The 21,753-nt window shown below is 64.5% G+C and carries 26 protein-coding genes; 11 read left to right on the top strand and 15 right to left on the bottom strand.

Going from position 1 to position 21,753, the window contains the following annotated elements; all coding sequences use genetic code 11:
- The first annotated feature begins 73 nt into the window (after window positions 1-73).
- The 3 genes from dksA to DNK34_RS15455 all read left to right on the top strand — a co-directional run bounded on the left by dksA (window position 74) and on the right by DNK34_RS15455 (window position 2,053).
- Complete coding sequence (gene dksA, locus DNK34_RS15465; RefSeq protein ID WP_131175862.1) at window positions 74-517, top strand: RNA polymerase-binding protein DksA; 444 nt, start codon at window positions 74-76, stop codon at window positions 515-517.
- A 63-nt stretch (window positions 518-580) separates the two neighbouring features.
- Window positions 581-1,468, top strand: a complete 888-nt coding sequence (gluQRS, locus tag DNK34_RS15460; protein ID WP_131175863.1) for a tRNA glutamyl-Q(34) synthetase GluQRS — start codon at window positions 581-583, stop codon at window positions 1,466-1,468.
- Window positions 1,469-1,519: 51 nt separating this feature from the next.
- Window positions 1,520-2,053 (top strand): hypothetical protein, encoded by a 534-nt coding sequence (locus DNK34_RS15455; protein ID WP_131175864.1) that lies wholly within the window; start codon window positions 1,520-1,522, stop codon window positions 2,051-2,053.
- Between the two features lie 269 nt (window positions 2,054-2,322).
- Here the strand turns inward: DNK34_RS15455 and DNK34_RS15450 are convergent, their stop codons facing one another.
- Complete coding sequence (locus DNK34_RS15450) at window positions 2,323-3,213, bottom strand: lipase family alpha/beta hydrolase (RefSeq protein ID WP_242675216.1); 891 nt, start codon at window positions 3,211-3,213, stop codon at window positions 2,323-2,325.
- Window positions 3,214-3,386: 173 nt separating this feature from the next.
- On the opposite strand from DNK34_RS15450, the gene DNK34_RS25870 reads away from it, so the two are divergent.
- Together DNK34_RS25870 and osmE are read left to right on the top strand one after the other, a co-directional pair.
- On the top strand, window positions 3,387-3,518 hold the full coding sequence (locus tag DNK34_RS25870; protein ID WP_278248877.1) for a hypothetical protein: 132 nt from the start codon (window positions 3,387-3,389) through the stop codon (window positions 3,516-3,518).
- Window positions 3,519-3,677: 159 nt separating this feature from the next.
- Window positions 3,678-4,031: an osmotically-inducible lipoprotein OsmE gene (gene osmE / locus DNK34_RS15445; protein WP_131175866.1), complete on the top strand. Its 354-nt coding sequence runs from the start codon at window positions 3,678-3,680 to the stop codon at window positions 4,029-4,031.
- A gap of 136 nt (window positions 4,032-4,167) precedes the next feature.
- Here osmE and cysN read toward each other — a convergent pair whose 3' ends face one another.
- The 4 genes from cysN to DNK34_RS15425 form a co-directional block, all read right to left on the bottom strand.
- A complete protein-coding gene (gene cysN, locus DNK34_RS15440) occupies window positions 4,168-6,066 on the bottom strand; it encodes a sulfate adenylyltransferase subunit CysN (protein ID WP_131175867.1) in 1,899 nt (632 codons plus the stop codon).
- A 70-nt stretch (window positions 6,067-6,136) separates the two neighbouring features.
- Window positions 6,137-6,481 carry a four helix bundle protein gene (locus tag DNK34_RS15435; RefSeq protein WP_131175868.1) on the bottom strand — a complete coding sequence of 115 codons (345 nt, stop codon included), beginning with the start codon at window positions 6,479-6,481 and terminating at the stop codon, window positions 6,137-6,139.
- 38 nt (window positions 6,482-6,519) lie between these two features.
- Window positions 6,520-7,437, bottom strand: coding sequence for a sulfate adenylyltransferase subunit CysD (gene cysD / locus DNK34_RS15430; protein WP_131175869.1), 918 nt, complete (start codon window positions 7,435-7,437; stop codon window positions 6,520-6,522).
- 232 nt (window positions 7,438-7,669) lie between these two features.
- Entirely contained in the window at window positions 7,670-8,428 is a 759-nt protein-coding gene (locus tag DNK34_RS15425) for a Nif3-like dinuclear metal center hexameric protein (RefSeq protein ID WP_131175870.1), read from the bottom strand.
- Window positions 8,429-8,538: 110 nt separating this feature from the next.
- Here DNK34_RS15425 and algW point away from each other — a divergent pair, with 110 nt between their 5' ends.
- Window positions 8,539-9,684: a Do family serine endopeptidase AlgW gene (gene algW / locus DNK34_RS15420; protein WP_131175871.1), complete on the top strand. Its 1,146-nt coding sequence runs from the start codon at window positions 8,539-8,541 to the stop codon at window positions 9,682-9,684.
- Between the two features lie 175 nt (window positions 9,685-9,859).
- Here algW and hisC read toward each other — a convergent pair whose 3' ends face one another.
- The 10 genes from hisC to DNK34_RS15370 form a co-directional block, all read right to left on the bottom strand.
- Complete coding sequence (hisC, locus tag DNK34_RS15415) at window positions 9,860-10,912, bottom strand: histidinol-phosphate transaminase (RefSeq protein WP_131175872.1); 1,053 nt, start codon at window positions 10,910-10,912, stop codon at window positions 9,860-9,862.
- A gap of 109 nt (window positions 10,913-11,021) precedes the next feature.
- A complete protein-coding gene (gene hisD, locus DNK34_RS15410; protein WP_131175873.1) occupies window positions 11,022-12,332 on the bottom strand; it encodes a histidinol dehydrogenase in 1,311 nt (436 codons plus the stop codon).
- Between the two features lie 286 nt (window positions 12,333-12,618).
- Window positions 12,619-13,254, bottom strand: a complete 636-nt coding sequence (hisG, locus tag DNK34_RS15405; RefSeq protein WP_131175874.1) for an ATP phosphoribosyltransferase — start codon at window positions 13,252-13,254, stop codon at window positions 12,619-12,621.
- Window positions 13,255-13,258: 4 nt separating this feature from the next.
- The gene (gene murA, locus DNK34_RS15400) at window positions 13,259-14,524 is read right to left on the bottom strand and encodes a UDP-N-acetylglucosamine 1-carboxyvinyltransferase (protein WP_131175875.1); all 1,266 of its coding nucleotides are present in this window, start codon (window positions 14,522-14,524) and stop codon (window positions 13,259-13,261) included.
- A gap of 15 nt (window positions 14,525-14,539) precedes the next feature.
- On the bottom strand, window positions 14,540-14,779 hold the full coding sequence (locus DNK34_RS15395) for a BolA family protein (RefSeq protein ID WP_131175876.1): 240 nt from the start codon (window positions 14,777-14,779) through the stop codon (window positions 14,540-14,542).
- 317 nt (window positions 14,780-15,096) lie between these two features.
- A complete protein-coding gene (locus DNK34_RS15390; RefSeq protein ID WP_131175877.1) occupies window positions 15,097-15,408 on the bottom strand; it encodes an STAS domain-containing protein in 312 nt (103 codons plus the stop codon).
- Window positions 15,405-16,037, bottom strand: coding sequence for an MlaC/ttg2D family ABC transporter substrate-binding protein (locus DNK34_RS15385; RefSeq protein ID WP_131175878.1), 633 nt, complete (start codon window positions 16,035-16,037; stop codon window positions 15,405-15,407). Before DNK34_RS15385 ends, DNK34_RS15390 begins: the two co-directional genes overlap by 4 nt.
- Window positions 16,038-16,048: 11 nt before the next feature.
- Complete coding sequence (mlaD, locus tag DNK34_RS15380; RefSeq protein ID WP_131175879.1) at window positions 16,049-16,522, bottom strand: outer membrane lipid asymmetry maintenance protein MlaD; 474 nt, start codon at window positions 16,520-16,522, stop codon at window positions 16,049-16,051.
- A complete protein-coding gene (mlaE, locus tag DNK34_RS15375) occupies window positions 16,522-17,319 on the bottom strand; it encodes a lipid asymmetry maintenance ABC transporter permease subunit MlaE (RefSeq protein WP_131175880.1) in 798 nt (265 codons plus the stop codon). Before mlaE ends, mlaD begins: the two co-directional genes overlap by 1 nt.
- On the bottom strand, window positions 17,319-18,128 hold the full coding sequence (locus tag DNK34_RS15370; RefSeq protein WP_131175881.1) for an ATP-binding cassette domain-containing protein: 810 nt from the start codon (window positions 18,126-18,128) through the stop codon (window positions 17,319-17,321). The genes mlaE and DNK34_RS15370 overlap by 1 nt, the downstream gene beginning before the upstream one ends.
- Window positions 18,129-18,375: 247 nt before the next feature.
- Here DNK34_RS15370 and DNK34_RS15365 point away from each other — a divergent pair, with 247 nt between their 5' ends.
- Genes DNK34_RS15365 through lptB form a run of 5 tightly spaced genes read left to right on the top strand, consistent with a single transcriptional unit; the run spans window position 18,376 to window position 21,707 of the window.
- Window positions 18,376-19,350, top strand: coding sequence for a KpsF/GutQ family sugar-phosphate isomerase (locus tag DNK34_RS15365; protein ID WP_131175882.1), 975 nt, complete (start codon window positions 18,376-18,378; stop codon window positions 19,348-19,350).
- A complete protein-coding gene (locus DNK34_RS15360; protein WP_131175883.1) occupies window positions 19,350-19,871 on the top strand; it encodes a KdsC family phosphatase in 522 nt (173 codons plus the stop codon). Before DNK34_RS15365 ends, DNK34_RS15360 begins: the two co-directional genes overlap by 1 nt.
- 9 nt (window positions 19,872-19,880) lie before the next feature.
- The gene (gene lptC / locus DNK34_RS15355) at window positions 19,881-20,450 is read left to right on the top strand and encodes an LPS export ABC transporter periplasmic protein LptC (RefSeq protein ID WP_131175884.1); all 570 of its coding nucleotides are present in this window, start codon (window positions 19,881-19,883) and stop codon (window positions 20,448-20,450) included.
- Window positions 20,437-20,979: a lipopolysaccharide transport periplasmic protein LptA gene (gene lptA / locus DNK34_RS15350; RefSeq protein ID WP_131175885.1), complete on the top strand. Its 543-nt coding sequence runs from the start codon at window positions 20,437-20,439 to the stop codon at window positions 20,977-20,979. The genes lptC and lptA overlap by 14 nt, the downstream gene beginning before the upstream one ends.
- A gap of 2 nt (window positions 20,980-20,981) precedes the next feature.
- Window positions 20,982-21,707: an LPS export ABC transporter ATP-binding protein gene (lptB, locus tag DNK34_RS15345; RefSeq protein ID WP_131175886.1), complete on the top strand. Its 726-nt coding sequence runs from the start codon at window positions 20,982-20,984 to the stop codon at window positions 21,705-21,707.
- Window positions 21,708-21,753 lie beyond the last annotated feature (46 nt).

The raw sequence follows: 21,753 nt of genomic DNA, 5'->3' as shown, positions 1-21,753 counted from the left end.
AGGGCCGTTGTTGTAAACGGCAATGGACACAGATCCTGCGCAGTGGATTAGAGAGAGTGAGAGGCGGTCATCCATGCCCACCAAAGCAAAAGCAACAAGCAGCCAACTGATTCGTGGCTTCGAACCCTACCAGGAAACCAAGGGCGAGGAGTACATGAGCGAGGCGATGCGCGCCCACTTCACCAGCATCCTCAACAAGTGGAAGCTGGAGCTCATGCAGGAAGTCGACCGTACCGTGCACCACATGCAGGACGAAGCGGCCAACTTCCCTGATCCCGCCGACCGCGCCAGCCAGGAAGAGGAATTCAGCCTGGAACTGCGCGCCCGTGATCGCGAGCGCAAGCTGATCAAGAAGATCGACGAAACGCTGCAGCTGATCGAAGACGAAGACTACGGCTGGTGCGACTCCTGCGGTGTCGAGATCGGCATCCGTCGCCTGGAAGCCCGCCCCACCGCGACCCTGTGCATCGACTGCAAGACGCTGGCGGAAATCAAGGAAAAGCAGATCGGCTCCTGAGCCGGTCGAACGGGGCGCTCAGGCGCCCCGTTGCATTTTCACCACCCGATAACACGCCCCGCCATGCCCAGCTCCGATTACATCGGCCGCTTCGCTCCCACGCCCAGTGGTTACCTGCATTTCGGCTCGCTGGTCGCCGCCCTGGCCTCCTACCTCGATGCCCGCGCCGTCGGCGGACGCTGGCTGCTGCGCATGGAAGACCTCGACCCGCCCCGTGAAGCCCCTGGCGCCCAGGCGGCGATTCTGCAGACTCTGGAGCGTTATGGCCTGCACTGGGACGGCCAGCTGGTGCGCCAGAGCGAGCGCCACGACGCCTACCAGGCCCTGGTGCAGCGTCTGTTCGACCAGGGCCTGGCCTACGCCTGCATCTGCTCGCGCAAGCAGCTCGAAGGCTGCGGCGGCATCTATCCCGGCACCTGCCGCAATGCCGGCCATGGCTGCGACGATGCGGCGATCCGCCTGCGCGTGCCGCAGCTCACCTACCGTTTCAACGACCGGGTGCAGGGCGAGTACCAGCAGCACCTCGGCCGGGACGTCGGTGATTTCGTCATCCGCCGGCGCGACGGCCTGTATGCCTACCAACTGGCCGTGGTGCTCGACGATGCCTGGCAAGGCGTGACCGACGTGGTACGCGGCGCCGATCTGCTCGACTCCACGCCGCGACAGCTGTACCTGCAGGAATTGCTCGGGCTGGCGCAGCCGCGCTACCTGCACGTGCCGCTGATCATCCAGCCCGACGGCCACAAGCTCGGCAAGTCCTACCGCTCGCCGCCACTCCCTGGTGACCAGGCCACGCCGCTGCTGATCCGCGCCCTGCGCGCCCTGGGCCAGCCGGCGCCGGCCGAACTGGACGATGCCACGCCGGAGGCATTACTGGCCTGGAGCGCACGCCACTGGGATGCCACGCTGATTCCACGCAGCCGCACCCTGGCGGAAAGCCAGTTGCGCTGAGCCGCCGTAACGGGCAGCCTTGCCCTCCCGTTTTTCTCTCAGGATCGCCCCATGAAAGCCCAGCTCGAAGAACTGATCGAAAAAATAAGCTCGGGCTGCCTGCCGCAGGACGAAATCGCCCGCATCGCCGACGAAGCCGCCCAGGCCTATGCCGACCCCCAGGCGTTCCTGGCAGCCAATCCGGACATCAACTACGATGACAGCTTCCCCATTCCCCTGGGCGAATGGGTGGTGGTCGGCAGCCTGCCGGATACCGTGCTGTTCCAGGCCGACGGCTACGACGAACTGTTCAGCCAGATCGTCGCCTCCTTCGGCCCCCAGGTCAGCTTCGTGCTCACGCCCAAGCAGTTGCACAAGGTCGAGGCGCTCAAGGCGCTGAACCGCATCCAGGTGCAGCTCAGCAGCCTGTCCAGGGAAACCCGGGGCTATGTACTGCTCGATTTCAGCGAGCCGCTGGACGACGCCCTGCAGGCCGTGCTGGTGTACAGCACCGACCTGCCGCGGGTGATGGAGCTGGCCGTCGCCGTGGGCATCTACGCCGCACCGGCCCTTGAAGCGCTCAAGGCGGCGCAATCCGGGCAATGAGCCCAGGCGTCCCGTGGATACCGTCTTGACCCTTGCAAGAGCCCGTTCGCAGTCAAAGGGTTCACACGTAGGAGCGTCGCCCCCGGCGCGATTCGACGGCGGCCATGCTGCAAGAAGCGCGGTATGGCCACGATTCGCCGCGAGGTTGCCGCTCCTACGCACCTGTGGCCATTCCGCGCGCTTGTTGCTGAATGCCGCTCCACCGATGGCGACCGTCCTTCCCGGGTATCGCTTCGCTCGACCCGGGCTACGCCTGCAACGCGCGCCAGCTACAGGCCCGCCTCGTGCAGCCGACGCAGGTGCTCGATGTACAGGCTGACCGGATTGACCCCCTCGCCCGCACGACCGAAGTGCTGGTTGACGATATCCAGGTGATCCAGCGGGTAGTCGTCGCGGATCACCTTGCCCAGGTGCGAGCTGATGCGGCCGACCATGCCATCGTTCTGTCCGGCCTCGCGCACGAAGGTACGGGCGAAGCGGCGGCAGAACCAGTTCGAGGGATCGCGACGATTGCCGCCCTGGTCGGTGATGCCGGGCTGCAGGGTGCCGGACCAGGAGTAGTAGCGCACGCCGTTGACCTCTTCCGGCCCGTCCTCGCCCCACGCCAGGGGCAAGCCCTGGGGATACTGGTGGTTGAAGATGCCCACGCCCTCGGAGGTCAGCGAGCGATGGGCGGCCACGGCGTCGATCGGCATGGTCGCGCCCCGCGCCCCGCTATCCAGCAGCGTCAACAGCCGCCCCAGCATATGCACGCCCAGTCGCAGCAGCGTATGGCGCAGACTGCCTGGCGCGGCCCTGCGCTCCACATGATCGGCCAGCTCCGAACCCTGGTGCGGGCCGGCCAGAGAGGTAACCGACGCGATCCACGCCGGCCGGTGCGCGGCGGCATAGCGGCATACCAGGGCACCTTGGCTGTGACCGATCAAATGGACCTTTTCCGCACCGCTGCGCCGGCGCGCCTCGGCGATCTGCAATAGCAACTGTTCGCCACGCAGCTCCGTGGCATGCACTGGCGACAAGCGCGCCGGGTAGACATCGACCCCCTGATTGCGCAAAGCGGTAACGATGCCATACCAGTATTCGAAACCGAGCAGGCTGACGAAGCCCAGGAAGCCGGGAACCAGCACCAGCGGATACCGGGGAACTGCACGATGACCCATTTCAGTCTCCATGGAGGGGCGTCGCCTGGCCAACGGCAGGCATCAGGCGAGCAGCAGGGAAAGCACATCATGATCGTCGATGGCCACTATCGAGGCAGTCGACTTCATCCCTGACTGCCTCGCCCTTAGCATGGTTCCGTGAAACACCGAACGCACACGAACGAGGTGCACCCATGAAAGCCTTGACCATCGCCCTGGCCCTCAGCCTCTTCAGCGCCCATGTGCTCGCCCTGCCCAGCAGAGACCCGCCGCCCATACTCGGCGAAGCCAGGGACAGCCTGCAGCCGCTACAGAACGAGTGCTGATACTGCGCCGCCTGCGCGCATGACCACCCTGCTTGCCAGTGGAAGAACCCACAGAGCGGCGGCGCCAGTCGGCCGGCGCCACGCACGAGATTTAGGGCGAACTAATCCAGCCCCGCCCAACTCGAAAAACTGTCAGGTTCATCACAAGGAAAAACCACCATGTTCAAGCAAAGCCTGGGTGCCGTTTGCGCACTGACCGTGCTCGTCGGCTGTGCCGGCAAGCCGGAAAACCCGGTCGACCACTTCACCTACCGCAACGAGCCGCTGGTCAAGCAGGTCGAGAAGGACATGAGCAAGTCGACCGTGCTCGAACTCGGTGGCCCACCCTCCTCGGAGATCAACCGTACGGTCAGTCCGGGCACCTGCAACAACTACGTACTCAACAAGGACGGCAAGCAGCAGCCCTACTACGTGTCGTTCAACTCCGCCGATCGCGTCGATGGCAAAGGCTTCCTGAGCTGTGAGCAGATGGAGATCAACGAGCGCGAGCGCGCCCGTGGTCACGGCATCTGATTAGCCGCCACATCGAACGAAAAATGCCCGCCTCGTGAGAGAGCGGGCATTTTTATTAACCTTCAAGCTTCAAGCCATAAGCAAAGGCAAGATCGACGCCATGCTTTTCACTTGCAGCTTGCAGCTTGTCGCTAAGTCAGATCGCGCCTCGGCTGCGCAGCAAAGCGAGTACCTGCTTCACGCCCTCTTCCACCGACAGGTTCTGGGTATCCAGCACCAGATCGGCATTGAGCGGCACATCGTAGGGGAACGACTCGCCGGGGATGTTATCGCCACCGGCGGCGTACAGGCCTTGCGGGTCACGCTCGGCGCACACCTGCGGCGATGCCTGCACGTAGACGGTGATCAGGCGTTCGCTGCCGATCAGTGCCCGGGCCTGCTCACGGCCTTCGGCATCCGGCGCGACGAAGGCCGCCAGGGTCAGCAGGCCGGCTTCGTTGAACTGCCGCGCCACATGGGCGGCACGTCGCCAGTTCTCGGTACGCCCGGCGCGGTCCTGCGGCAGGCCCTTGTTCAGGTCGTGGCGCAGGTTCTGCCCGTCGAGCACGTAGACCGCCCGGCCCATGTCGAACAGCTTGCGCTCCACGGCATAGGCCAGGGTGCTCTTGCCGGCGCCGGACAGGCCGCTGAACAGCACGGTGGCCGGCTGCTGGCCGAAGCGTGACGCCCGCTCCTCGGTCGAGACGTGGGCGGACGGGCCATGATGGCCGCCGGTTGCGCCGTCACGGGGGGCGGCGACGATCATGCCGGCGCCGACCGTGCCGTTGGTCAGGCGGTCGATGACGATAAAGGCGCCCGTGGTGCGATTGTGGGCGTAGCCATCCAGGGCGATGGGCGCATCCAGGGCGACCTTCACCTTGCCGATCTCGTTCAGTTGCAGGCTGCTCGCCGCACCTTCCTCGAGGGTGTTGACGTCGATCCGGTGGGCAATGCTGGCAATCGAGCCGGGCACGTAGCTGGTGGCGCGCTTGATGTCGTACTTCTTGCCCGGCAGCATCGGCTCTTCGGCCATCCATACCAGCATGGCGTCGAAGCTGTCGGCCACCTGCGGACGGTTGTCGGCATGCACCAGCATGTCGCCGCGCGACACGTCGATTTCGTCTTCCAGGGTCAGGGTGATCGCCTGGCCCGGACCGGCCTGCTCCAGCTCGCCCTCGAAGGTGACGATGGATTTGACCTTGCTGCCCTTGCCCGACGGCAACGCCACGACTTCGTCGCCCTTGCGCACGATGCCGCTGGCCAGGGTGCCGGCGAAACCGCGGAAGTTGAGGTTGGGACGGTTGACGTACTGCACCGGGAAGCGCAGGTCGGTGAAATTGCGATCGCCGGCGACCTCGACCGTCTCGAGGATTTCCATCAGCGACTGCCCGCTGTACCACGGCGAACGCTCGCTGCGGTTGACCACGTTGTCGCCCTTGAGCGCCGACATCGGCACGAAATGCAGCGAGCTCGGCTTGAGGGCGATGCCCTCGGCGAACTTCAGGTAGTCGGCCTTGATCTGCTCGAAGACGCCTTCGTCGAAGTCCTTGAGATCCATCTTGTTGATGGCCACGACGATGTGCTTGATACCCAGCAGCGAGGCGATGAAGCTGTGCCGCTTGGTCTGGGTCTGCACGCCGTAGCGGGCATCGATGAGGATGATCGCCAGGTCGCAGGTCGAAGCGCCGGTGGCCATGTTGCGCGTGTACTGCTCGTGGCCGGGGGTGTCGGCGATGATGAACTTGCGCTTGGCCGTGGAGAAATAGCGGTAGGCGACATCGATGGTGATGCCCTGCTCGCGCTCGGCCTGCAGGCCGTCGACCAACAGCGCCAGATCGACCTCCTCGCCGGTGGTGCCGCTCTTCTTCGAGTCGCGGGTGATGGCCTCCAGATGATCCTCGTAGATCATCTTGGAGTCGTGCAGCAGACGCCCGATCAGGGTGCTCTTGCCGTCATCGACGTTGCCGCAGGTGAGGAAGCGCAGCAGCTCCTTGCGCTCGTGCTGGGCCAGGTAGGCGAGGATGTCTTCGGAAATCAAATCGGACTGGTGAGACATGGTTTTCTCTAATCGCTAAAGGCTTGAAGCTGGAGGCTGAACGAAAAAGCACACCGAGCAAGCCGATAATTCATGGACGCTGAAGCAACCTGAGCAGACCGGAGAGCATCGCCGCGATGCGCTTGCAGCGGTCAATCCAGTCCCGACCGATCTCGGTCGAAATAAAGCCGACCTCAACACCTATATAAATCTGAGTTCTCAACTCCGAGCACGACCCTTTGGCCATGCTCAGAAAGTAACGTTTTTCCTTGTCACCATCGCGCGTCATGCCTTCGGCAATGTTGCTGGGAACGGACAAGGCCGAGCGGGTTATCTGATCCTTGAAGCCGAAATCCCGGCAACCAGTCAGCTCTCGATATACATCCACCGAAAGTCTTGCGGAGAGTTTCCATACGTCGAGTCGCTCGAAATCCATTTCGTTCGGCCTCCAACCTTCCAGCGCTTTTATCGGCTTTAAAAGTACCCCTGGCGTTTCTTCTCTTCCATCGACCCGGCCCCGTCGTGATCGATCACGCGGCCCTGGCGTTCGGAAGTCCGGGTCAGGAGCATTTCCTGGATGATGTCGGTGAGGCTGGTGGCCTGGGACTCCACCGCGCCGGTCAGCGGGTAGCAGCCCAGGGTGCGGAAGCGCACCATCTTCTTCTGGATACGGGCCTTCTCGTCGTCCGACAGGTGCTCGAGGATGCGCTCGTCGTCGATCATGATCAGCGTGCCGTTCTTCTCGATCACGTCGCGCTCGGCGGCGAAGTACAGCGGCACGATGGGGATCTGCTCCAGGTAGATGTATTGCCAGATATCCAGCTCGGTCCAGTTGGACAGCGGGAACACGCGGATCGATTCGCCCTTCTTGACCTTGCCGTTGTAGACGTTCCACAGCTCCGGGCGCTGGTTCTTCGGGTCCCAGCGGTGCTTGCTGTCACGGAACGAGTAGACACGCTCCTTGGCCCGGGATTTTTCTTCGTCACGCCGTGCGCCGCCGAACGCGGCGTCGAAGCCGTACTTGTCCAGTGCCTGCTTGAGGCCCTCGGTCTTCATGATGTCGGTGTGCTTGGCACTGCCGTGGGTGAAGGGGTTGATGCCCTGCGCCACGCCGTCCGGGTTGACGTGGGTGATCAGATCCAGGCCGAGGTCGGCGACCATCTGGTCGCGAAAGCGGTACATTTCCTGGAACTTCCAGCGCGTGTCGACGTGCATCACCGGGAACGGCAGCTTGCCGGGAAAGAACGCCTTGCGCGCGAGGTGCAGCATCACGGCGGAATCCTTGCCGATGGAGTAGAGCATCACCGGGTTATCGAATTCGGCGGCCACCTCACGAATGATGTGGATGCTTTCCGCCTCGAGCTGTTTCAGGTGCGTCAGTTTGTCGAGCATGGCTACTCACGGGATAACGGTATTTTATTCAGGCCGGCGGGCCTTGGACGAGCGCGCACTCTAGCACAGCGCCTCATTCTATTCAGGAAGGCACTTAGATCGAAACGGTCTAGCATTATGCCGATGAAAAAGGCCGCCAGACATCGCGCCGCCCCAAGCGTCAGGTGCGCGCATCGAGCTGCAGCCGTTGCCGACCGACCGGCGCCCCGGTTCGCACGCAGAGCTCCGTCACTCAGATCGGATTCGGGCAGTCGATGAACAGATGCTCGATGGCGAAACGCCTGCCCAGGTAGTCACCCAAGGCCTGCACGCCATAGCGTTCAGTGGCATGGTGCCCGGCCGCGATGAAGCTGATGCCGTTTTCCCTGGCGCTGTGGTAGGTCTGCTCGGACGCCTCGCCGGTCAGGTAGAGGTCGACACCCGCGGCAATGGCCTGGTCGATATAGCCTTGCCCGCCGCCCGTGCACCAGCCGATACGGCTGACCATGCGCTCGCCCTCCACCAGCAGCGGCTCACGTCCCAGCGTGTCGTGCACACGCCTGGCGAAATCCCGCGCGCTCATCGGCTGTGCCAGCGAGCCGACCAGGCCGACGGTACGCGGGTTGTCCGGCTCCAGCGGCCCCTCGACGGTGATCTCCAACTGCTGGGCGAGCTGCACGTTGTTGCCCACCTCGGCATGCACGTCCAGGGGCAGGTGATAGGCCAGCAGGCTGATGTCGTTGGCCAGCAGGGCTTTCAGCCGGCGCTGCTTCATCCCGGTGACACAGGGATTCTCGCCCTTCCAGAAGTAGCCATGGTGCACCAGCAGCACATCCGCCCGGGCCTCCACGGCCGCTTCGATCAACGCCAGGCTGGCGGTCACCCCGCTGACGATGCGCAGCACCTGGGGGCGACCCTCGACCTGCAGGCCGTTGGGGCAGTAATCGCTGATGCGCGCGGCGCCCAGATAGCGCTCGGCCTCCGCCACCAGGGTTGTCAAGGCAATGGCCATAGAGATTCCTCACGAGCTGTTGCAGACCGCTGCTTTATTGCCGAACGGCCCTCTATAATGGCGCACCTTAAGGGGCTCATCAGGCCCTCGCAACTCTCAGGATCGTATCCATGCTCAAGGCCCTGCGTTTCTTCGGTTGGCCATTACTGGTCGGCGTTCTGCTGTCGCTGCTGATCATGCAGCACTACCCGCAGTGGGTCGGCCTGCCCGCGCAGGATGTGCAACTGCGTCAGGCACCGGCCTATAACCGTACGCAGGAAGGCCCGGTGTCCTACGCCACGGCGGTGAATACCGCGTCGCCGGCGGTGGCCAACCTGTACACCACCAAGTACGTCAGCAAGCCGAATCATCCGCTGTTCGAGGACCCGCAGTTCCGCAAGTTCTTCGGCGACAACCTGCCCAGGCAGCGGCGCATGGAGTCCAGCCTGGGGTCGGCGGTGATCATGAGCCCCGAAGGCTACCTGCTGACCAACAACCACGTGACCGCCGATGCCGACCAGATCGTGGTGGCGCTCAAGGATGGCCGCGAAACCCTCGCCCGGGTCATCGGCAGCGATCCGGAAACCGATCTCGCGGTACTCAAGATAGACCTCAAGGACCTGCCCTCGATCACCCTCGGGCGCCCCGACAACATCAAGATCGGCGATGTCACCCTGGCCATCGGCAACCCTTTCGGCGTCGGCCAGACCGTGACCATGGGCATCATCAGCGCCACCGGGCGCAACCAGCTGGGCCTCAACACCTACGAAGACTTCATCCAGACCGACGCGGCGATCAACCCCGGCAACTCCGGCGGGGCCCTGGTCGATGCCTATGGCGACCTGGTCGGCATCAATACGGCGATCTTCTCCAAGTCCGGCGGCTCGCAGGGCATCGGCTTCGCCATCCCGGTGAAGCTGGCGCTGGAGGTAATGCAGGCGATCATCGAGCACGGCCAGGTAATCCGCGGCTGGCTGGGCATCGAAGTGCAACCGCTGACCCCGGAGCTGGCCGAATCCTTCGGCCTGGAGGGCCGCCAGGGCATCATCGTCGCCGGCATCTACCGCAACGGCCCGGCGCAGAAGGCCGGGCTGCAGCCCAACGACCTGATCCTCAAGATCGACGGCGAGCCGGCCGGCGACGCGCGCCGCTCGATGAACCAGGTCGCCCGCGCCAAACCCGGCGAGTCGATTCGCATCGAGATTATGCGCAACGGCAAGATGATGGAGCTGAAGGCCGAAATCGGCGTGCGTCCGCCAGTCGCCACCAGCAATTAGCAGGGGCGCCTACAGCAGAGCGGCAAACAGCCGCCCGTGTAGGAGCCCCGACCTCGACGCGAGGCGATGGCGGCCATCGAAACAAATCCGTGGTGCGGCCAGCAATCGCCGCGGGGGCGCGGCTCCTACAGGGCCAAGGCAAACCGCCGTCTTGGGCCAAATCGGCGGCTGTCGCTCAGAGCGTCGCCAGGGCGTCCAGCAGGGCCTGGTTCTGCTCCGGCGTGCCGATGCTGATACGCAGGAACTGGGCGATCCGCGGCTGCTTGAAGTGCCGCACGATCACCCCCTGTTCGCGCAGGCCGGCGGCCAGCCCGGCGGCATCGCGCTGCGGGTGGCGGGCGAAGACGAAGTTGGCCGCCGACGGCAGCACCTCGAAGCCCAGCGCCCGCAAGCCGGCCGTGACCTGCTCGCGGCTGGCGATCACCGCCGCGCAGGTCTGCTCGAAATAGGCACGATCCTCGAAGGCAGCGGCGGCACCGGCAATGGCGACGCGATCCAGCGGGTAGGAGTTGAAGCTGTTCTTGATCCGCTCCAGGGCCTCGATCAGATCCACATGGCCCACCGCCAGACCGACCCGCAGACCGGCCAGGGAACGGGACTTGGACAGGGTCTGGGTCACCAGCAGGTTCGGGTACTTGTCGACCAGGCCGATGGCCGAGACACCACCGAAGTCGATATAGGCCTCGTCCACCAGCACCACGCTGTCGGGATTGGCCCGCAGCAGGGTTTCGATGGCATCCAGCGCCAGCAGGCAGCCGGTCGGCGCGTTGGGATTGGGAAAGACGATGCCGCCATTGGGGCGCACGTAATCCTCGACGCGGATCCGGTAGTGCTCGTCCAGCGCCAGCGGTTCGGCCTGAATGCCGTAAAGCCCGCAGTAGACCGGGTAGAAACTGTAGCTGATATCGGGGAACAACAGCGGCTTGCCGTGCTGGAACAGCCCGTGGAAGGCATGGGCCAGCACTTCGTCGGAACCGTTGCCGACGAACACCTGGGCCGGCTGCACGCCGTGGAAATCGGCGACCGCCTGCTTGAGCCGGTCGCCGTTCGGGTCCGGGTACAGGCGCAGGTCGTCGCCCAGTTGCGCCTGCATCGCCGCAATCGCCCGGGGCGACGGGCCGTAGGGGTTTTCGTTGGTGTTGAGCTTGACCAGCTTGCTCAGCTTGGGCTGCTCACCCGGCACGTAAGGCACCAGGTCTTTGACGAAGGGGCTCCAGAATTTACTCATTGCCCTTCTCTCCTCTAAAAAATCGCTGGAGGCCGGAGGCTGGAGGGCTGGACGAAAAGCAGCACGTGCCCCGTCCAGCCTTCAGCCTCCAGCGCATTTAATCGGCCGTTCAGTCCTTGATCCGATACTCGGCACTGCGCGCGTGGGCGGTCAGCGACTCGCCGCGCGCCAGCACCGAGGCCACCTTGCCCAGCTCCGAGGCGCCCTCGGCCGAGCACTGGATGATCGACGAGCGCTTCTGGAAGTCGTAGACGCCCAACGGCGAGGAAAAACGCGCGGTACCGGAGGTCGGCAGCACGTGATTCGGCCCGGCGCAGTAATCGCCCAATGCCTCGGCGGTGTAGCGGCCCATGAAGATGGCGCCGGCGTGACGGATCTGCGCCAGGTACTGCTCGGGGTTTTCCACCGACAGTTCCAGGTGCTCCGGGGCGATGCGGTTGGCCACTTCGATGGCCTGGGCCATGTCCGTCACCTGGATCAGCGCGCCGCGCCCTTCCAGCGAGGTACGGGCGATGCTTTCGCGCTCCAGGCTCGGCAGCAGGCGGGCGATACTGTCGGCAACCTTGTCGAGGAAAGCCGCATCGGGGCTGACCAGGATCGACTGGGCGTCCTCGTCGTGCTCGGCCTGGGAGAACAGGTCCATGGCGATCCAGTCCGGATCGGTCTGGCCGTCGCAGACCACGAGGATTTCCGAGGGGCCGGCGATCATGTCGATGCCGACCTTGCCGAACACGTGGCGCTTGGCGGTGGCCACGTAGATATTGCCCGGGCCGACGATCTTGTCCACCGGCGGCACGCTCTCGGTGCCGTAGGCCAGCGCGGCGACGGCCTGGGCGCCGCCGATGGTGAATACCCGGTCGACGCCGGCAATGGCGGCGGCGGCCAGGACGAGCTCGTTGATCTCGCCACGCGGCGTCGGCACCACCATCACCACTTCCAGCACCCCGGCGACCTTGGCCGGGATGGCGTTCATCAGCACCGACGACGGATAGGAGGCCTTGCCCCCCGGCACGTACAAGCCGGCACGATCCAGCGGCGTGACCTTCTGCCCCAGCACCGTGCCATCGGCCTCGGTGTAGGTCCAGGAATCCTGCTTCTGCTTCTCGTGGTAGCTGCGCACGCGCTCGGCGGCGGTTTCCAGCGCCTGGCGCTGCTCGGCGGTGATACGCGTGAGGGCCAGCTCCAGGCGCTCGCGCGGCAGGATCAGGTCGGCCATGGCGGCCACGTCCAGGCCGTCGAAACGCTGGGTGAACTCGACCAGCGCCGCATCGCCGCGCTCGCGTACGGCCTTGATGATCTCCAGCACACGCTGATTGACGCCGTCGTCCGAGACGCTTTCCCAGCTCAGCAGATGATCCAGATGGCGCGCGAAATCCGGGTCGGTGGCGTTGAGTCGGCGGATGGCAACGGGAGCGGTCATGGCTAAGGCCTCATCTGGATGGCGTGTTCTCAGAGCCTGTTTCTAGGTCTCGCGAGCTAGAGCAATGCAAGGACTGGGCGTCCCCGCAAAAACAGGCGAGCAAGCGGAGTTTACTGCAGTAAATGAGCATTCCGAGCCTGTTTTTAACGCCGCAGGGCCGAAGCGCGGCAGACGTTGAACAGGCTCTCAGGCGCCGCTAGCGTAGCAAGCCCACCGTGCGGGCACCTGAGAATTTGGCTATGACCCGGATAGGCGTTGCGCGACCCGGAAGTCGCGCGAGGCACGATCAATGCGGATGATGCGACTCGACCGCTTCGCGCAGGGTGTCGATCAGCGCCTGGATGCGGCCATGCTGCATCTTCATCGACGCCTTGTTGACGATCAGCCGCGAGCTGATGTGGGCGATCAGTTCCTGCGCCTCCAGGCCATTGGCCCTGAGGGTGTTGCCGGTATCGACCACGTCGATGATCTTGTCGGCCAGGCCCACCAGCGGCGCCAGCTCCATGGAGCCGTACAGCTTGATGATGTCGACCTGGCGGCCCTGCTCGGCATAGTAACGCTTGGCCACATTGACGAACTTGGTGGCGACCCGCAGGCGGCCCTTGGGTTCGGCGGCGCCAACCGCGCCGGCGGTCATCAGCTTGCACCTGGCGATGCGCAGATCCAGCGGCTCGTACAGGCCCTGGCCGCCGTACTCCAGCAGCACGTCCTTGCCGGCCACGCCGAGATCGGCGGCGCCGTGCTCGACATAGGTCGGCACGTCGGTGGCGCGCACGATCAGCAGGCGCACGTCGTCCTGGGTGGTGGGGATGATCAGCTTGCGGCTCTTGTCCGGATTCTCGGTCGGCACGATGCCCGCCGCGGCGAGCAGTGGCAGGGTGTCATCGAGAATGCGGCCTTTGGACAGGGCGATAGTCAGCATGTGATCAACCCGGCACCCGGCGAATCTTCGCCCCCAGCAGTTGCAGCTTCTCTTCGATGCATTCGTAGCCACGGTCGATGTGGTAGATGCGGTCGATCAGCGTATCGCCTTCGGCGACCAGCGCGGCGATCACCAGGCTGGCCGAAGCACGCAGGTCGGTCGCCATCACCGGCGCGCCCTTGAGCTGCTCGGTGCCGGTGACGATGGCGGTGTTGCCCTCGACCTGGATCTGCGCGCCCATGCGGCTCATCTCGTAGACGTGCATGAAACGGTTCTCGAACACCGTTTCGATCACCGTGCCGGTGCCTTCGGCAATGGCGTTGAGGGCGATGAACTGCGCCTGCATGTCGGTGGGGAACGCCGGATAAGGCGCGGTGCGCAGGTTCACGGCCTTGGGCCGCTTACCCTTCATGTCCAGCTCGATCCAGTCGCTGCCGCAGGTGATCTCGGCGCCAGCCTCCTGGAGCTTCGCCAGGACGGCTTCCAGGGTGGACGGATCGGCGTCCTTGACCTTGACCCGGCCACCGGTGGCGGCGGCGGCCACCAGGTAGGTGCCGGTCTCGATGCGGTCGGGCATCACGCTGAAACGCGCACCGCCCAGGCGCTCGACGCCATCGATGGTGATGGTGTCGGTGCCGGCGCCCTCGATCTTAGCGCCCATGGCGATCAGGCAGTTGGCCAGGTCCACCACTTCCGGCTCGCGGGCGGCGTTTTCCAGCACGCTGCGGCCCCTGGCCAGGGTCGCGGCCATCATGATGTTCTCGGTACCGGTGACGCTGACGGTATCGAAGAAGAAGTGCGCGCCACGCAAACCGCCTTCCGGCGCCCTGGCCTTGATATAGCCACCTTCCACGTCGATGAGCGCGCCCATGGCTTCGAGGCCGCGGATGTGCAGATCGACCGGACGCGAACCGATGGCGCAGCCGCCGGGCAGCGCCACTTCGGCTTCGCCGAAACGCGCCACCATCGGCCCCAGCACCAGGATCGAGGCACGCATGGTCTTGACCAGTTCGTATGGCGCCACCAGCGTCTTGATGGCCCGCGCATCGACTTCCACGCTGAGCTTCTCGTCGATGATCGGCTCGATGCCCATGCGCCCGAACAGCTCGATCATCGTGGTGATGTCGTGCAGGTGCGGCAGGTTGCAGATGGTGATCGGCGCGTCGCCGAGCAAGGTGGCTGCCAGGATCGGCAGTGCGGAGTTCTTCGCGCCGGAGATGCGGATTTCGCCATCGAGGCGCACACCACCGGTAATGATCAGTTTATCCATAGCTAGTTCGTCGCCTTAGGAACGCGCGGCCCAATCGGCACGGCTGAAGAATTTCATGCTCACGGCGTGGATGCTGCCATCGGCGATCCAGGGATTCAGGTGAGCGTAGATCTGCTGCTGGCGCTTGACCGGGCTGAGGCCGGCCAGCTCGTCACTGATCAGATGCAGCTGGAAGTTGCAGCCTTCGCCGTCGACCTCCACCTGGGTGTCCGGCAGTTTAGCCTCCAAGAAACGTTTTACCTCAAGGGCCTGCATGCTCAACCTCGATCAGCCAAATTCATTAGCGTGTCTCAGCGCCTATCGCATCGCCCCGGGGTCGGGGCTCCTACAGGAGCCGCGCCCGCGCGGCGATTGGCGGCCGCAACGCGGCATGGCGTGAAACAACGTACCTTTCATCTTCCGGGGCGGTATCAGCCACCATGACCATTAGCGTGGGCGTCGCTCGGCGATGTCCGTTTACTACCTCGAGCATCCACCGCCGGGACATTCGCGGGCGAGCGATTCATCGGCGGCACGAGGCACAGGCCTGTAGACGCGGGGCCAGCATCATAGCAAAAAAGCGGCTGCAGGCGTCATCGGGACTCCAGCGACAGCACCTCGTGCAACTCGCACACCTTGGCGATCCCGCTCATGTCGGCCGGCAGATCGCGGATGCTCAGGCGCTTGCCCGCCGCCCTGGCGTCGCGCATGAAGGCCAGCAGCAACGACAGGCCGACGCTGCTGGACTTCTCCACCGCCGCACAGTCGATCACACAGGCTTCGCCGACCGTGGCCCGGATCAGTCGCCCGCCCTGCTCGCGCAAGGCCGGCCCGCTGCGGTAGTCGAGCACGCCGGACAGCGCCAGCTCGCCTGGCGCCTGCTCGACGATCAGCGCTCGACTCACGAATCACCCCGGGCCTGGCGCGCTCTGGCGACGGTATTGGCCCAGTTGTCGATGACCTTGTCCAGGTTGTTGCCATTGGCCTGCATCGACTGGGCGAACTGATCGCGGAACAGCTTGCCGACGTTGATGCCGTTGATCACCACGTTGCGCAGCTTCCAGGTATCGTCCTGGGCGACCATGGTGTAGGACAGCGGATAGACCACGCCCTTGCCATCCCTGATCTCCATGTTGACCGAGGTGCGTTGCGGGTCCTGCTTGCCCGAAGCGGGGATCACGCGGATGTCCTGGTTGTTGTATTCCAGCAGGGCGTTGCCGTAGAACTGCATCAGGCTGCGCTTGAAGTTCTCCTGGAAACGGCTCATCTGCTCGGGGGTCGCCTGGCGCGAGTAGCGCACGGTCATCACCCCGCGGGAAATGCCATCGACATCCACCACCGGGCCGAGAATGTCGTTGAGCGAGACGTAGAAGTCGTCGGGGTTGTTGCGGTACCGCTCCTTGTTGGCCTTGAGGTCGGCCAGCAGGGTGTCGGTGGTCTCCTGCACCACTTCGTGGGCGGCCGGCGCGGCCACTGCCAGCAGCGGCAAGGCGGTCAGCAGGGCGATCAGGCTGTTGCGCAGCATCTTGGTCATCGTCGCGTCCCTCATTGATTGTCCTGGTCCCGGTTGACCGAATTGAGCAGGAACTTGCCAATCAGGTCTTCGAGCACCAGCGAAGACTGGGTATCGTGGATGGTGCCGCCGTCGGTCAGCAGCTCTTCGTCGCCACCGACGCTGATACCCACGTATTTCTCGCCGAGCAGGCCGGCGGTCAGGATCGAGGCCGTGGAATCCAGCGGCAGGTTGTTCACGCTGTTGTCCAACTCCATGGTCACGCGCCCGGTGTAGCTGTCGCGATCGAGGTCGATCGCCGTCACCTTGCCGATGTTGACGCCGGCCATGGTCACCTTGGCACGCACGGTTAGACCGGCGATATTGTCGAAGTGCGCATAGACCTTGTAGGTGTCGACGCTGGTGCCCGGCGCCAGGCCGCTGACGCGCAGGGCCAGCAGCAGCAAGGCCAACAAGCCGGCCAGCAGGAACAGGCCGACACCGATCTCCAGGGTGCGGTTTTGCATCAGAAATCTCCAAACATCAAAGCGGTCAGAATAAAGTCCAGCCCCAGCACGGCCAGCGAGGCATAGACCACCGTGCGGGTGGTCGCGCGGCTGATGCCTTCCGAGGTCGGCTCACAGTCGTAGCCCTGGAACACGGCGATCCAGGTGACGACGAAGGCGAAGACCAGGCTTTTGATGACCCCGTTGAGAACGTCTTCGCGGAACGAAACACTGTTTTGCATGTTGGCCCAGAACGAGCCTTCGTAGACGCCCAGCCAGTCGATGGCGACCATGGCGCCACCCCAGATGCCGACCACGCTGAAGATCATCGCCAGCAGCGGCATGGAAATGAAGCCGGCCCACAGCCGCGGGGCGACGATGTGCTTGAGCGGGTCGACGCCGATCATGGCCAGGCTGGACAACTGCTCGGTGGACTTCATGTTGCCGATCTCGGCGGTCAGCGCCGAGCCCGCGCGGCCGGCGAACAGCAGCGCGGTGACCACCGGACCCAGCTCGCGCAGCAGGGTCAGGGCGACCATCTGCCCGACCGCCTGCTCGGAACCGTAGCTGGAGAGAATGTTGAACCCCTGCAGCGACAGCACCATGCCGATGAAGATGCCCGAGACGACGATGATCGCCAGGGACATCACGCCCACGGAATAGAGCTGCTTGATCAGCAGTTGCAGCGAATTGCCCGAGGTGCCGCGGCCGAACAGGGCGTGCAGCAGAAAGATCGTCGAACGCCCCAGTGTGGCGACCACATCGATACCGGCACGTCCGAACAGTCGTATCCGTTCGAGCGGAGATGTTCTGCGCATCAGCGCCCTCCCAATAGATCGTCGCGGTAGCTGGGTGCCGGAAAGTGAAACGGCACCGGCCCGTCCGGCGTTCCCTGCATGAATTGGCGCACCCGAGGGTTTTCTGAGTCCCTCAGTTCGGCCGGTGTTCCCTGACCCAGCACCTGACTGTCGCCGACCACGTAGATGTAGTCGGCGATGCTGGCGGTTTCCGCCAGGTCATGGGAAACCACGATGCTGGTGATGCCCAGGGCGTCGTTGAGCAAGCGGATCAGGCGAACCAGCACGCCCATGGCGATGGGGTCCTGCCCGACGAACGGTTCGTCATACATGAGGATCTGCGGGTCCAGGGCAATCGCCCGCGCCAGTGCGACGCGGCGCTTCATGCCGCCGGAGAGTTCATCGGGCATCAATTCGATGGCGCCGCGCAAGCCGACCGCCTGCAATTTCATCAGGACAATGTCACGAATCATTTCCTCCGGCAGTTGCGTGTGCACCCGCAGCGGAAACGCGACGTTCTCGAACACGTCCAGATCGGTGAACAGGGCACCGCTCTGGAACAGCACGCCCATCTGCTTGCGCATATCGAACAGCTCGCTGCGCGACAGGGTCGGCAGGTTCACGCCATTGACCCACACTTCGCCGCTGCTCGGCCTGAGTTCGGCGGCGATCAGGCGCAGCAGCGTGGTCTTGCCACAGCCGGACGGCCCCATGATCCCGGTAACCTTGCCGCGCGGGATACGTATGTCGACGTTGTTGAAGATGTCCCGCTCGCCGCGCTTGAAGCTCACGCTTTTCAGCTCGACCGCGTACTGATTTTCGGCGCTCATCGGAACTCCATTGCGTACTGTCGTCCTAATCAGATGCCCCGCATCGGGATAAGGGCACGATGTTCGTCCGTGCGGGTCGAAAAAGGGCTGCGGACTATAGCATTTGCCCCGTTGCCACCAAAGCCCGGCAACCTTGACGTTCAGCCTTGCGACAGCTTTGCCGTTGGTCCGGCGCCATGGATGATGAGTCCCGTGGCCTTTCCCGCTATAATCGCCGCCTTTTACTCGGCACGCCTACTCTGACGCTATGAGCCAACCCAACGATCTGATCCAATCCGCCCAACGTACCATTCGCCTGGAAATCGAGGCGATCAACGATCTTCTCCCGCGGATCGATGCCGGCTTCGTGCGTGCCTGCGAACTGATTCTCGCCAGCAAGGGCCGCGTGGTGGTGGTCGGCATGGGCAAGTCCGGGCACGTCGGCAACAAGATCGCCGCGACCCTGGCCAGCACCGGCACCACGGCCTTCTTCGTCCACCCCGCCGAGGCCAGCCATGGCGACATGGGCATGATCACCCGCGATGACGTGGTGCTGGCCCTGTCCAACTCCGGCTCGACGGCGGAAATCGTCACCCTGCTGCCGCTGATCAAACGCCTGGGCATCACCCTGATCAGCATGACCGGAAACCCCGACTCGCCGCTGGCCCAGGCCGCCGAGGTCAACCTGGACGCCCGCGTGGCCAAGGAAGCCTGCCCGCTCAACCTGGCGCCGACCTCCTCCACCACCGCCTCGCTGGTGCTCGGCGACGCCCTCGCCATCGCCCTGCTCGAGGCCCGCGGCTTCACCGCGGAAGACTTCGCCTTCTCCCACCCCGGCGGCGCCCTCGGCCGACGCCTGCTGCTCAAGGTCGAGAACGTGATGCACGCCGGCAGCAGCCTGCCCCAGGTTCGCCGCGGCACCAGCCTGCGCGAGGCGCTGCTGGAAATGACCCAGAAAGGCCTGGGCATGACCGCCGTACTGGAAACCGATGGCCGGCTTGCCGGGGTCTTCACCGATGGCGACCTGCGCCGCGCGCTGGATAAAGGCGTCGACGTGCGTGATGCGCGCATCGACGATGTCATGACCCCGCACGGCAAAACCGCCCGTGCGGAAATGCTCGCTGCCGAGGCCCTGAAGATCATGGAAGACAACAAGATCAGCGCACTGGTCGTGGTAGATGACAGCGAGCGCCCGATCGGCGCCTTCAACCTCGGCGACCTGCTGCGCGCGGGGGTGATGTGATGAGCGACCTGCTGCAGCGCGCGCGCGCCATCAAGCTGGCGATCTTCGATGTCGACGGCGTGCTCACCGACGGCAAGCTGTATTTCCTGGTCGACGGCAGCGAATTCAAGACCTTCAACACCCTCGACGGCCAGGGCATCAAGATGCTGATCAACTCTGGCGTGCGCACCGCGATCATCAGCGGGCGCAAGACCCCGGTGGTCGAGCGCCGGGCGCAGAACCTGGGTATCCAGCACCTGTACCAGGGCCGCGAGGACAAACTCGACGTGCTCGACGAATTGCTCGCCGAGCTGGGCCTGAGCTACGCACAGGTCGCCTACCTCGGCGACGACCTGCCCGACCTGCCGGTGATCCGCCGGGTCGGTCTGGGCATGGCGGTGGCCAGCGCCGACGCTTTCGTCCGCGAACACGCCCACGGCGTGACCCGGGCTCGTGGCGGCGAAGGCGCCGCGCGGGAGTTCTGCGAACTGATCATGCGCGCCCAGGGCAGCCTCGACGCTGCCCAAGCCGCCTACCTCTAGGGCCTGCCGATGCTGCGCAAACTGCTCACCCCCGTCCTGCTGACCTTCGCCGCCCTGCTGCTGGTCGCCGCCGGCTACTGGAACATCAACCCGGACAGTTTCTCCAGCCCCCCCAGCCAGACGCGCAACGAAAACCCCGTGGACTTCTACGCGGTCAATGCCAGGAGCGTGCAGTATCAGGCCGACGGCAAGCTGCAGTACGACATGACCAGCAGCCTGCTCGAGCACGTGCAGAGCTCCGACATCACCCTGCTGAGCGACCCGAGGATGAATCTGTACCGGGGCACCGAGCAGCCCTGGAAGGTGCGCAGCGAGCGCGCCGAGGTCGGTCCCGACGGCATCGAAGTGGAGTTGATCGACCAGGTCCGCGTCGAACGCACGGACGCCAAGGGCCGGCCCACTATACTGACCACCAGCCGCCTGACCGTATTCCCGCAGAAGGAATATGCGCAGACCCAGCAAGCCGTTAGAATCGACGCGGCCAATGGGGTGACCACGGCACAAGGAATGAAAGCGTACTTGAATGACGGCAGGATGCTCCTGCAGTCCAACGTAAGAGGCCAGCATGAGGTTCGTTAAAACCTTCCCCCTTCTCCTCAGCCTCGGCGCCATGCTCGGAAGCACAAGCGCCTGGGCGCTGCCAACCGACCGTGAGCAGCCGATCCGTGTGCAGGCCGACAGCGCTGAACTGGACGACAAGCAGGGCGTCGCCGTGTACCGCGGCGATGTCGTCATCACCCAGGGCACCCTGAAGATCACCGGCGACACCGTCACCATCACCCAGAATGCCCAGGGCGATATCGATGTATTCACCTCGGTGGGCAAGCCCGCCTACTACGAACAGAAACCTGCGGCGGACAAGCAGATCGTCAAGGCCTACGGCCTGACCATCCAGTACTTCGCCAGCAACGAACGCATCGTGCTGCTCGACCAGGCCAAGGTCGTCCAGGAAGGCAACACCTTCGAAGGCGAGAAGATCGTTTACGACACCCAGCGCCAGATCGTCAACGCGGGCCGCGCCACCGGCAGCAACGTGACCACGCCACGCCCGCGCATCGACATGGTGATCCAGCCGAAGAACAAACCTGCCGACCAGCAGGACCAATGACGATGGCCACTCTGAAAGCCCAGCACCTGGCGAAAAGCTACAAAGGCCGCCAGGTCGTCCGCGATGTCAGCCTGAGCATCGACAGCGGTCAGATCGTCGGCCTGCTCGGCCCCAACGGCGCCGGCAAGACCACCTGCTTCTACATGATCGTCGGCCTGGTGCAGGCCGACCAGGGCCGCGTGCTGATCGACGACCTGGACGTCAGCCACCAGCCGATGCACGGCCGCGCCCGCGCCGGCATCGGCTACCTGCCGCAGGAGGCCTCGATCTTCCGCAAGCTCAGCGTGACGGACAACATCATGGCCATCCTGGAAACGCGCAAGGACCTCGACCGCGCCGCGCGCCATCAGGAGCTGGAAAGCCTGCTGCAGGAATTCCACATCACCCATATCCGCGACAACCTGGGCATGAGCCTGTCGGGGGGCGAGCGCCGCCGCGTGGAAATCGCCCGCGCCCTGGCCACCGCGCCGAAATTCATTCTCCTCGATGAACCCTTCGCCGGTGTCGACCCGATCTCGGTCGGCGACATCAAACAGATCATCCATCACCTCAAGGCCAAGGGCATCGGCGTTCTGATCACCGATCACAACGTACGTGAAACGCTGGACATCTGCGAGACCGCCTACATCGTCAGTGACGGCCAGCTGATCGCCGAAGGCGACTCGGCCGCCATCCTGGCCAACCAGGTAGTCAAGGAAGTCTATCTGGGTCACGAATTCCGCCTGTAGCGGCCGCGCAGGCTCGCCCGGCAGCGCCGGGCAGCCGGGCCGCGAC

Origin of the sequence: Phytopseudomonas dryadis, assembly GCF_004327355.1 — a bacterium.
Taxonomy (GTDB): Bacteria; Pseudomonadota; Gammaproteobacteria; order Pseudomonadales; family Pseudomonadaceae; genus Aquipseudomonas; species Aquipseudomonas dryadis.
Note: the sequence above shows the minus strand (reverse complement) of the source record. Positions and strands in the feature narration are given on the sequence as shown.